Source organism: Rhodococcus sp. P4_B6 (assembly GCF_056402215.1).
Genome location: NZ_JBFUHV010000230.1, coordinates 1 through 11,159, shown reverse-complemented (window position 1 = coordinate 11,159; position 11,159 = coordinate 1). Strand labels below are relative to the sequence as shown.

Genomic DNA, 11,159 nt, shown 5'->3' with positions numbered 1-11,159 from the left:
GTCGTACTGTTGCTGGACATGGGTGATTCCCTTAAGTTCTGGTCGTCAGATACGCGCCGAGGTCGACGGGTTGCCCGGTTGCTTGGGATACGTGCGCAGCTTCCATGAGGGCAACCACCGATCGTGCTTCCTCCGCCGAGGACTGCGGGACTCTGCCCTTACGAATCGCGTCGACAAACTCACGGAATTGGTTATTGAATGAGGAATCGCCGTTGATGTAGGGAGTGAGTTCTTCCGTGACCGTTTGGGTGTTGTTCAACCAGAGGTTCCGGTCGTCGGTGAGCCGCATGCTGCCTTTTGGCCCGTTGATGAGTCTGTCGTTCACAGGGACTCGGGTGTTGAGCGAAATGTGACCGGAGGCCAAGCTGCCGTCCTCGAATTCGACCATCATCATGGCCTCGTCCTCGCCCTCCCATAGATCGCGCAGGCGCCGAGTCTGGGCATACACCCGCGTGGGCCGGCTCCCGATAAGCCACAGCATCGTGTCTATGACATGGGGGCCGTTGAGGCCCAGTGCGAGCCCGCCGGCGTTGGAGGCGGACTTCCACCACTCCGTTGCCACATGCTCCGCGAAGACACCCAGCGTGTGAGACAGTGTCAGTGGCCGACCGAGGTCGGGAACCGACCTCTTGGCAGTCTGCGCCCCCTCGAAGAAGCGTCGGCAGTGGCCGACCATGAGCACTCGGTCATGTGACCTGGCGGCGTCAATCATGATGTCGGCGTCTGCTAATGAGGTGGCGAGTGGCTTCTCGATGAGTACGTGCTTGCCGTTTTCAACCAGTGCCGTGGTCAGTGACGCGTGCACATGGTTGGGGACCGTCAGGACGACCGCGTCGATATCGTCGGCGAGGATGACCGCTTCAGCATCGTGGACCGCACGCTCGGCTCCGTATTGGGTGGCCAGGTCCAGGGTGCGTTCCTTCTCGTGTGGCAGGCCTGCCACTGCGACGAGAGTGGCACTGTCGCTGGCGGAGACAATGGCAGGTAGATGTGCTGTCGCAATACGGCCGGGGCCGATCAGTGCTACGCGGAGCTTCTTGTTCTCAGACATGGGTACTCGCTTGGGCTGTGTGGGGGACGTGGTTGAGGTAGTCGAGGAGTAGACGGGCAGCAGAGTTTGCGAAGGCCTCGTCGTTGATGTGCTGATCGATTTCGACCACAGCCACCGCTGAGTCGGTCAGGGACGATTTCACGGCGTCGAACAGATCTCGGCGTGCCTCGGGGCAGTTGAAGGGTTCGCCGTCGCCGTCGAGTGCCGACGTGCCGCGGAGGGGGATCAGAAGTGTGCACGGTCCAGTGGCGAGGCTGAGTTTTCTGCCGATCGCTTCGCCGATCTGTCGTGCTTCGTTGCTGGTGACACGCATGAGTGTGTTCTCGGCGTTGTGGTGGTAGAGCAGACGATTCGAGAATCCGTCAGGAATCGTGTCTGGTGCTCCGAAGTTCACCATGTCGGTGGCACCGAGGGACACGACTTGGGGTACGCCGTGCAGAGCGGCGCTCTCGAGACGTGTGGGGCCAGCGGACAAAATGCCGCCGACAACCTCGTCGGACCACTCAGTGGTGGTGATGTCGAGAACTGCATCGAAGTAGCCCTCCGCGATCAGGCGCTCCATCGCCCGGCCCCCGGCGCCCGTTGCGTGGAAGACAACAACTTCACATCCCGCGTTCTCGAGAATCCTTTTGGCGCGCATCACGGTCGGCGTGGTGACACCGAACATTGATGCGGCGACGAGGGGTCGGTCCTGAAGCGGAGTGGGCTTTGGTCTGGTACTGAGGCCGTTGACCATGCCCGCGAAAGCATCAGCGGCTTGGGAATAGGTCATTGTGCTGATCCGGTTGAGACCGGCGATGTCCACAATCGACGGGAACATCACAATGTCCGAGGTGCCGACATAGTTCGCGGTGTTTCCCGAAGCAACAGTGGACAAGATTGCCTTGGGAAAGCCCAGCGGCAGATCCCGCATCACGGTCGATCCGATAGTGGTTCCTGCGCCGCCGCCGAGGGCGAATGAACCCGCGATTTTTTGTTCTGCGACCAGTTCTTCGACGATTCGTCGGGCGCCGATCCCCATGGCGTCGACAGCCGCCGAACGATCGTGCCGCCGCCTGAGTGCGCCCAGCTCCGTTCCGGCGGCGGCGGCCACCTCCTCGCGGGTGATTTCCGGCTGCAGAAGGGGTACGTCGAGCACTCCTACATCGATGAGGTGCACCTGCAACCCATGCTCACGGAGGCGGTCGCGAATGAAGCGGGCGTCGTCCGCTTTGGTGTCGAGTGCCGCTATCAGGGCGACTGTTGTGGTCACGGTGTGGTCCTGTTCAGAGGGTGAGGATGCCGCCGTTGACGTCCAGGGTGGCACCGGTGATGAACCGAGACAGGTCGGATAAAAGGAACAGCGTGGCCCCGACGACATCCTGCTCGTACACGTTGCGTCCCAACGGAGTCTGCTTGGCCAGCTCCACCAGATCTGCTTCACGATGCAGATCCGCAAGTAAGTCGTTCATGCGTACCCCGACGATCCCGCCGGGGCAGATGGAGTTTGCACGAATGTTCTGAGGGCCGAATTCTTTGGCGATGTGCCTGGTCAACCCTAAAATTCCTGCTTTGGCAGCGGAGTAGTGGCAACCAAGGAAGGGGCTGGAGGTGCGCCCGGCGAGCGACGAGATGCTCACGAGCGCGCCACCGCCGGCCCCAGCAATGTGCGGGATGGTCGCCTGGTAGGTGACGAAGGCGCCCTTGAGATTAGAGTCGATGATGAGGTCCCATTCGTCGGTTCCTATTTCGAGGGTGGGACGTTGGGCACGGTAGGCGCCAGCCGAGTACACGACATTGTGTAGCGCCCCGAACTCTTCGACGGTCTGGGCGGCGACCCGCTCGGCGTCGTCGGTCCGGGTGGCGTCTCCTGCGACGCCGAGGAATCGGTCACCGTAGTGCTTGAATTCTTCGGCAACGGCATCGACTCGTTCTTTGTTCAGGTCCGAGATGGCGACTCGGGCACCCAGTTGGAGAAGATTATCGGCAGTGGTCTTGCCCGTTCCGCGGGCACCTCCGACGACCAGCGTGACCGTGTTTGCGAGCTTGTCGCCGACAGCCGCCCAGTCGAAGTTGTCTTGCAGGTGGGCAATCATGGTGGTCCTTCTTGATGTGGTGAGTGAGATAGGGAGTTTCCGACCTCAGGCGGTCGTTGTTGCCTTGAACGCCTTGGTCGTCTGGGTCAGAGCTTCCTCGACGGGAAGTCGTTCCATGCTGGAGGCGCCGACGAAGCCCACGGCGTTCGTTCGCTTCATCACGTACTCGGCGTCGGAGGGTGTTGCGATGGGCCCTCCATGGCAGAGAACGATGACGTCGTCCTTGATCGCGAGTGCCGCCTCTCCGATCGCTTGTACCCGGTCGCAGGCGTCTTCGAGAGAAAAGGCGCCGTCGGTCGACATGCCGATGCTGCCGCCCACAGTCAGCCCCATATGGGCGATTACCGCGTCGGCGCCTACCGCTGCCATGGCCGCGGCCTCCTGCGGGGTGAAGACATAGACGATGGTGAACAGGCCCAAGTCGTGTGCGATGTCGATCATCTCAACCTCACGCTCGAAACCCAGACCTGATGCCTCGAGTTCCTCCCGGATACGACCGTCGAACAGTCCCACCGTCGGGAAGTTGTTGACGCCAGAAAAGCCCGCCGCCGCAACCTGGTTAAGCAGCCGACGCATGTCCCTGGTCGGGTCGGTCCCGTTCACGCCCGCCACGACAGGTGTCTCGTGCACAACCGGGAGAACCTCACGCTCACCCATCTCCAGAACGATCGCGTTTGCGTCGCCTAACGGGAGAAGCCCACACATCGAGCTATGACCTGCCATGCGGAAGCGTCCGGAGTTGTAGACGATGATGAGATCAGCTCCCCCTCGTTCGATGAACTTCGCCGAGATGCCGGTGCCCGCCCCCGCGCCGACGATCGGGCGCTGGTGGCCGACTTGAGTGCGTAGCCGGTCGACAACCTGCTCTCGCGTGAACGACATTTGGGCCGCCCTTTCCAAACCTCGGATAGCGTGACCGCCATCACTTATTTATGTCGAATATCAACGTATCTCTGTCGACATTCGCTGTCAACCTCCGCAGACGAGCTCTGCACAAGACCCGAAGCGCCTCGACGACCCACACTGGGGCCCGGGACCCAGAAGCACCTGGCGGTGAAGATGCGTCATCACCGAGACACATGTGCGCTGGTCGAGGCGCTACGGGCGTCGGAACGACAGCCGGAGGAAGACACAACACCGCGCGTCAGATGAGCGCTTCGGCACCGGGAGTCCGCACCTTCGCATGAGCCCGGTGTCGGAGGGCAGCCAGACGCAGCCCACCGGCGTACCAATTCGTCATGCCGACTCGTCGCCAATGACCCCACCCCGTATGACACGCCGACCTTCGGGTCGTCGTGCATGGCAAACCGCACACGTCGGCATCCCCGCAGGACGAAAGGAAGTCGCGATGAAGTATCCAACCGCGCCACCCCGCCAAGGCCACCGACGAGACGGTGAACTTCGCGTGGAGGATCTCGGCGGGTAGGACGGACTGAATCTCATCCAAGTGCACACGACCTGGGGATTTCGTCATCCCCACTGGCGGCATCGGCACCGACGCTGAGATAACGACCGGTCGGTGTCGGATTCGATGCTCGCGACCAATCGGGCGACGTGGTTGGTCAGTCGAGCACCAGCTTCAAGGGAACGCGAGTACCTGCTATGCCCGGAGGCGGACCGGGGTGGCATCTGACCCGCCGATAGCGGTGCCAACGTCATCGTCGAGTGCTGCACGCGGCGTAGGCCGAAGGGTGAGGAAGCGGGGAAAGTCTACCGGGTATTTTGTTGCGGCGCCGGTGCAAAGGCCGAATGAAGAGCGCCTTCCGACCCTTCAGGGTCCCTCGGTCAGTTTCTCACGTCCCATAGCAGTCTCTACGTAGTTTGGGCCTGGTTGAGACACATCGTAATTGACTAGAGTGAACCAATGTTCTCGGCTGATGATCTCAAACTCTTTCTGGAAGTCGCACGTCGTGGCAGGCTCACCGAGGCTGCCAAGCACTTGCAGATCAACCACACCACGGTCAGCCGCCACATCACTCGCCTTGAGCGAGCGGTGGAGAATCGCTTGTTCGATCGCACGTCTGAGGGCTGGACACTAACGGATGCCGGGGCCCAACTGCTGGTCCATGCCGAGATGGTGGAAGCGGCTGTGCTTGCAGCGCAGGAAGATTGCTTGTCGCGGGGCCCATCCCTGACCGGCCATGTGCGCATTATTGCTCCTGACGGATTCGGAGCGTATTTGCTCCTGCCCGGTCTCGGAGATATTCAACGCCAGCATCCTGGCCTCATAGTCGAAGTTGTCACGGCGAACAGACACGCGTCACTCACCCCCCGGGAGTTCGACCTCGCTATCACGATTGAGCGTCCGCAAGCTCGCGCCGTGACAGTTCAGAGACTCGCCAACTACTCGCTGGGATTCTATGCGTCGCATGACTACCTAGCCTCACACCCGCCAGTAGAGACGTTAGAAGATCTCTACAACCACGTCTTGATCTGGTACGTAGATACAGCGCTCGACTTCAGCACGTTCAATCTGCTGTACGAGTTGCTGCCGAACGCGCAAGCCCAGATTCAGACCAACAACATCGCCGGATTCATCCAGTCTGCAGAAGCGGACCTGGGAATAGCATTGCTTCCTTCATTCATCGCTGATGGAAATCCTCGCCTGCAACGACTCACGAAAATCACGGCGAAGATTGAACGCAGCTACTGGATTTCCGTTCCACGCGACCTGGTGCGTCTGGCTCGAGTTCGCGTCATGTCCGAGCACATCGAGAAGCTGGTCGCGAACGCCAGCGGACTGCACCTGGCTCGGTAGCCGCTATCGCCTTCGCCTCACAGCCGCGTCCACGAGCTGCTGACCCGAACGCCGCTCGCGACGAAGAGCTGGAAAATTGGGCAGCGGCGTTCCACCTCACGCCCAAGGTCGCCGAGCTCTTCAGTGCCGAGTGACGATTCCACGGCAACGTCGACGTCTAGGGTGTTGAACTGGGAAGTTCCCGGCATGCCGCGCACAAGTACCGAGTTGTCGAAGCTCGTCTCGATTGTCGTCCGGACCTGCCCCAGCGTCACTCGCCGTGACCGCGCGACGATATCGGCAGTGATTTGGCAGCAGGCACCGAGCGCTCCGAGAAGGTGTTCGAAGGGGCCAAGCGCCCGGTCCTTGCCGCCGAACGCGGGATCGCCGTCGAACCGTAGCGGGCGCGCCGGATCCGCACCGTGCGCCACGTGATACACACCTGTCCCACGACCGCTGACGGTTGATCTGTACACCACGAGCTCATCCCAAACTGTTCAGCGCAGCCGTCAGCGACCGGGCAGTCTCCGGCCGATATGTGTAGTGGAAGTTGCGCCCCTCCTTACGCACCTGCACCAGGCCGGCGGTCCTCAGCGTTTTGACGTGATACGAGACGGTGGAGGCAGACACGTGGGATTCCTCGACCAGGTCGGTACAGGCCATCTCGTCGACAGCCGCGATGCGCCTGAGCAGATCCAACCGCACAGGGTCCGCCAGCGCTTTGAGGACGTCCACCAACTCGTCGAGCGTGGGGGCGGCGCCGTGGAGCATGGGCACTCCTAATCCTTCGATATTTCTACTGATGGCCAACAATCCAACTATATCGTGACGCCTGATTTGATGGCGCCGAACCGCGGATACCCGCGTCCACCTGCCGTTGTGCAAATTTGCAGAGCCTCGCGACGCTTTGGTTATTGCCACCCCGGTTGCCCCAGTTGAGACTTGAGACACACCAGAGAGATGGCGGGTCGGGCGTCACAACCACGATTCGACCGTCCCCTCAAAGCCCAAATCCACTACGGGTCGCGGCCGGCGACGACCCGGACCCGTACACCCGCCACACCCTTCGACACGTCACCGCAACCTCAGCGGCGACCCACCTCCCGAGAGGAGACCCCGGCTATGAGCTCATCGAACGCGCCGTCGGGTACCCGAAAACCTAACTCTCCGAGAATGGTTGCGCTCGGCAGTTTCGTCGGCACCACGATCGAGTGGTACGACTTCTTTCTGTACGGCACCGCCGCAGCCCTGGTATTCAGCCCCCTCTTCTTCCCGGACGTCAGCCCCGCGATCGGACTCATCGCAGCGTTCGGTACCTACGCGGTGGGCTTCCTCGCCCGCCCCATCGGCGGAATCGTCGCCGGCCACATCGGTGACCGGGTGGGACGTAAGGCGATGCTGGTGGCGTCGCTGCTGATCATGGGAGCGAGCACCACCCTCATCGGCGTCCTTCCCACCCACTCCTCAATCGGCATCTGGGCACCGATCCTCCTGCTCGTTCTTCGTCTCGCACAGGGATTCGGCGTCGGCGGCGAATGGGGCGGCGCAGCGCTGATGTCCGTGGAGTCGGCGCCACCAAACCGCCGCGGCTTCTACGGGAGCTTCACCCAGATCGGCGTCTCCGCCGGCATGCTGCTTGCCGTCGGAGCGTTCAGCATCGCTCGCACCGTTCTCGACGACGCAACCTTCCTCGCCTGGGGCTGGCGCATCCCCTTCCTCATCAGCGGCCTGCTGGTCTTCGTCGGCCTACTGATCCGCATCGGATTGTCGGAACCCGAAAAGTTCGCCGACATGAAGAAGAACGACACCATCGCCGAAAGGCCCGTCGTCGAGCTGTTCCGCCACGAACGACGGGYGGTGTACCTGACAACCGGAATGCGACTGTCACAGAACGCGATCTACTACCTCTACACGGTGTTCGGCATCGCCTACATCGCCCGAAGTTTGGGCACAGCGACCAGCGTCGGCTTGAACTCCGTCCTGATCGCGTCAGCGATAGGCCTCTTTTCCGTACCGATCTGGGCAGCACTGTCCGACAGATTCGGCCGACGCCCCCTATATCTATTCGGCGCCGTTACCAGCGCACTGTTCATCGGCCCGTTCTTCCTCCTGGCCGACACCGGGAACCCGGTCCTGATCACTCTCGCCATGGTGATCGGATTGAACTTCTTCCACGACGCGATGTACGGCCCGCAAGCGGCCTTCTTCTCCGAAATGTTTTCCACCGGAGTGCGATACAGCGGCGCATCAGTCGGCTATCAAATCGGTTCGGTGTTCGCCGGCGGCTTCTCACCTCTGATCGCCACATCACTGCTCGCAGTCGGAAACGGAAGCCCGTGGCTGGTGGTCGGGTACTTCACCGTCCTCAGCGTCATCACCGTGGTCTGCGCCTTCCTCGCACCGGAGACCAACAAAAAGGACATCGATCTCGATCCCCACAGCTCACCGAAAAGAACTGCTGCGGTCGACAACCACGACTCCCCTGCTCCCTCAAACGCCTAGCGAAGGCATCCTTCGACGCCCGCGCACGCTCACACGAAACGAAAGGCAATACCTCATGACCAGCACCTCCTCAGCCACCATCAACGGTGTCGACAAGCAGGCCCTCCACTCCACGATCGACGCGGTCCGCGAGACCCCCGCACTCGCCCAGGTGACGTTCTCACTCGGATCCGAGTGGCTCGACGGCTGCCATCAGCGTTCGACCACGGGCGAGCTGCACCAGAACGGTGAGCTGGTGAGCAGCCGGGAGGCGTCGTACGTCCTCGAGTCTGACGAGCCGGCGGCTTTGCTGGGCACGGACAAGGCTGCCAGCCCCGCCGAGTACGTGCTCCAGGCGCTCGCCGGCTGCTACGCGGTCACCTACGCCACCAACGCGGCCGTGCGGGGCATCGAACTGTCCTCGCTGCGACTGGAGATGCAGACCGATTTCGATCTCCAGGGCTTCCTCAATCTCGACGACAGCGTCCGCCCCGGCGCCCAGGAGATCCGGATTAGCGTGCACGCCGAGTCCCCGAACGCCTCGACCGCGCAGCTGCAGGAGCTTACCGACGCTGTGCAGAAGCGTTCGCCGATTCGGGACACCCTCGCCAACCCGGTGCAGGTCGTCACCACCCTGGTGAAGTAGCCATGTTTCCCCTGACCGTCGACCATCTGCTGTGGCGAATGAGCAACATTCATCCGCAGTCGGAGGTCGTGAGCATCGCAGGAGAAGCCAGCGGGTCGCCGACCACACGTTGGTCCTTCCCCGATGTGGCGGCGCGAGCGCAGCGTCTGGCCGCCGGTGCGCACGCAGAGCTGGGCATCGGGCCAGGGCACACGGTCGCGGTACTCGCGTTCAACACTCTCGAGCACTTCGAGGTCATGCTCGGCGTGCCCCTTCTCGGCGCCGCCGTCAACAGCCTCAACGCACGCCTGAGCGTTGAGCTCCTCATCGACCAGGCCATGTCTCCCCGACCGGCCGCCGTGGTGGTCGACGGGGAGATGGTGGACCACCCGGTCCTGGGTCGGAACGTCCGGTCGGTCCTGGGCGTATTGCGCCAGGCCGGGGTACCCCTGATGGTCGTCGGCGAGCGCGACTGGACCGAGCACGCGGACACGGTCGTCCGCTACCGCGACCTGACCGAGGCAGACGCGACCCTGTCGGCGCCGGCTGCGGTGGAGGATGAGAACACTACCGCGTACCTGTTCCATACCAGCGGAACGACCGGGCGGCCAAAGAGTTACGCGGTCAGCCACCGCGCGGTCATGCTGCACACCCTCAGCCAGGCCACCACCGCCGCCTCGGGGCTGCACAGCTCCGACCGGGTCCTTCCACTGGCACCGTTCTTCCACGTGAACGGATGGGGGCTGCCTCTGACCTGCGCGCTGACCGGAGCGTCGCTGGTCCTCTGCGGCGGTGACCTCGCTGCGGACCGCGTGGCCGCGATCCTCAGCGAGGAGTCCGTCACCGCCGCTGCCGCGGTCCCAACGGTCTGGCACGACGTATGCGCGGCCGTCGCCGCCGGGCACGCACCGCGGCCGAACCGTCTGCGGGAGGTCTTTAGTGGTGGCAGTGCCGTCCCGCAGCCCGTCGTGGACTCGGTGGCGACCGTTCTCGGTGCCACCGTCAGCACGGCTTGGGGCATGACCGAGACCATGGCGTGCAGCACCTACGAACGCCTCGAACCCACGACCTCGGCCGGAGTCCCCATTCCCCTGGTGGAGCTACGTGTCGACACTGGAGAGTTCGCTCAGGACGGCTCCGAGCCGACCATGGGCAAGCTGCAGGTACGGGGGCCGTTCATCGTGGGAGTACGGGACGGCAGCAGGAACTGGTTCGACACCGGCGACATCGCCTCGATCGACCAGCAAGGCCGTTTGCGGCTGCACGACCGGGAGAAGGACCTGATCAAGTCCGGGGGCGAGTGGATCGCGACCGCCGAACTCGAGCAATACCTGTGCACCCACCCGGCCGTGTCGTCGGCCGCCATCGTGGCGATGGCACATCCGCGATGGATCGAGCGGCCGCTCGCCTACATCGTGGCCGCCGACAACGCCACCGGGGACATCGACGCCGCGCTTCGCGCGCACGTCGGTGAGCGATTCCCCCGATGGTGGATTCCCGACCAGTTCATCGTCGTCGACGCATTGCCTCGGACCGCCGTGGGCAAGGTCGACAAGGCCCGTCTGCGGACGCAGTCGGACTCCGAAATCGAATTGCGAAGCGAGGCAATAGCATGACCACATCCACTGACGATCTCGTCCGTACCGAGTACCGCGGAGAAGTCGCCTGGCTGACCATCAACCGGCCGAAGAAACTCAACGCGCTGTCGGTCGAATTGATGCAGGAACTGTCGCAGGCCCTGACCGTCGCGGAAGCCGACCCGGCGATCAAGGTCGTCGTCCTGCAGGGCGGCGAGAAGTCGTTCAGCGTCGGCTACGACATCGCCCAGGAAGTGGAGATGGGTGTCTCGACCGCCGAACAGTGGCATGCCGGCCTGACCAACAACATCGGGCTGTCGATGCAGGTGTGGCGACTTAAGAAGCCGGTCATCGCCGCCGTCTCCGGGTGGTGTCTGGCCGGTGGCTGCGAACTGGCGATGGCGTGCGATCTGATCATCGCGGCCGACGACGCCCAGTTCGGTGAGCCTGAGATCCGGTTCGGCTCCGGGCCTGTGACGCTGTTGATGCCGTTCCTGCTCGGGCAGAAGGCAACCAACGAATTGCTCTACACCGGAGACATCATCGACGCCGAACGAGCCGCAACGCTCGGGATGGTCAACCGTGTGGTCAGCAAGGCCGACCTGGACAAGAC

Annotated in this window: 11 protein-coding genes; 5 read left to right on the top strand and 6 right to left on the bottom strand. The window is 62.9% G+C overall.

Translation table 11 applies throughout. The annotated features are described in order from the left end of the window. Window positions 1-31: 31 nt before the first annotated feature. Genes AC1DWT_RS45965 through AC1DWT_RS45950 form a run of 4 tightly spaced genes read right to left on the bottom strand, consistent with a single transcriptional unit; the run spans window position 32 to window position 4,008 of the window. Window positions 32-1,051: a Gfo/Idh/MocA family protein gene (locus AC1DWT_RS45965; protein ID WP_061043348.1), complete on the bottom strand. Its 1,020-nt coding sequence runs from the start codon at window positions 1,049-1,051 to the stop codon at window positions 32-34. After that, a complete protein-coding gene (locus AC1DWT_RS45960) occupies window positions 1,044-2,303 on the bottom strand; it encodes a Tm-1-like ATP-binding domain-containing protein (RefSeq protein WP_206016727.1) in 1,260 nt (419 codons plus the stop codon). Before AC1DWT_RS45960 ends, AC1DWT_RS45965 begins: the two co-directional genes overlap by 8 nt. A gap of 13 nt (window positions 2,304-2,316) precedes the next feature. Next, window positions 2,317-3,126, bottom strand: coding sequence for an SDR family NAD(P)-dependent oxidoreductase (locus AC1DWT_RS45955; RefSeq protein WP_061043346.1), 810 nt, complete (start codon window positions 3,124-3,126; stop codon window positions 2,317-2,319). A gap of 45 nt (window positions 3,127-3,171) precedes the next feature. Continuing rightward, the gene (locus AC1DWT_RS45950) at window positions 3,172-4,008 is read right to left on the bottom strand and encodes a phosphoenolpyruvate hydrolase family protein (RefSeq protein ID WP_061043345.1); all 837 of its coding nucleotides are present in this window, start codon (window positions 4,006-4,008) and stop codon (window positions 3,172-3,174) included. Between the two features lie 982 nt (window positions 4,009-4,990). On the opposite strand from AC1DWT_RS45950, the gene AC1DWT_RS45945 reads away from it, so the two are divergent. Continuing rightward, window positions 4,991-5,884: a LysR family transcriptional regulator gene (locus tag AC1DWT_RS45945; protein WP_061043344.1), complete on the top strand. Its 894-nt coding sequence runs from the start codon at window positions 4,991-4,993 to the stop codon at window positions 5,882-5,884. 17 nt (window positions 5,885-5,901) lie between these two features. On the opposite strand, the gene AC1DWT_RS45940 is transcribed toward AC1DWT_RS45945, so the two are convergent. Continuing rightward, window positions 5,902-6,294, bottom strand: a complete 393-nt coding sequence (locus AC1DWT_RS45940; protein WP_206016726.1) for an OsmC family protein — start codon at window positions 6,292-6,294, stop codon at window positions 5,902-5,904. A gap of 52 nt (window positions 6,295-6,346) precedes the next feature. Continuing rightward, complete coding sequence (locus tag AC1DWT_RS45935) at window positions 6,347-6,634, bottom strand: ArsR/SmtB family transcription factor (RefSeq protein ID WP_061043342.1); 288 nt, start codon at window positions 6,632-6,634, stop codon at window positions 6,347-6,349. 351 nt (window positions 6,635-6,985) lie between these two features. Here AC1DWT_RS45935 and AC1DWT_RS45930 point away from each other — a divergent pair, with 351 nt between their 5' ends. The 4 genes from AC1DWT_RS45930 to AC1DWT_RS45915 form a co-directional block, all read left to right on the top strand. After that, window positions 6,986-8,365 (top strand): MFS transporter, encoded by a 1,380-nt coding sequence (locus AC1DWT_RS45930; RefSeq protein ID WP_477925811.1) that lies wholly within the window; start codon window positions 6,986-6,988, stop codon window positions 8,363-8,365. Window positions 8,366-8,420: 55 nt separating this feature from the next. After that, window positions 8,421-8,990, top strand: a complete 570-nt coding sequence (locus tag AC1DWT_RS45925) for an OsmC family protein (RefSeq protein WP_061043341.1) — start codon at window positions 8,421-8,423, stop codon at window positions 8,988-8,990. A 2-nt stretch (window positions 8,991-8,992) separates the two neighbouring features. Continuing rightward, window positions 8,993-10,585 (top strand): AMP-binding protein, encoded by a 1,593-nt coding sequence (locus tag AC1DWT_RS45920; RefSeq protein WP_477925810.1) that lies wholly within the window; start codon window positions 8,993-8,995, stop codon window positions 10,583-10,585. Then, the coding region (locus AC1DWT_RS45915; RefSeq protein WP_477925809.1) for an enoyl-CoA hydratase/isomerase family protein at window positions 10,582-11,159 on the top strand (578 nt) is incomplete at its 3' end. The genes AC1DWT_RS45920 and AC1DWT_RS45915, both read left to right, overlap by 4 nt.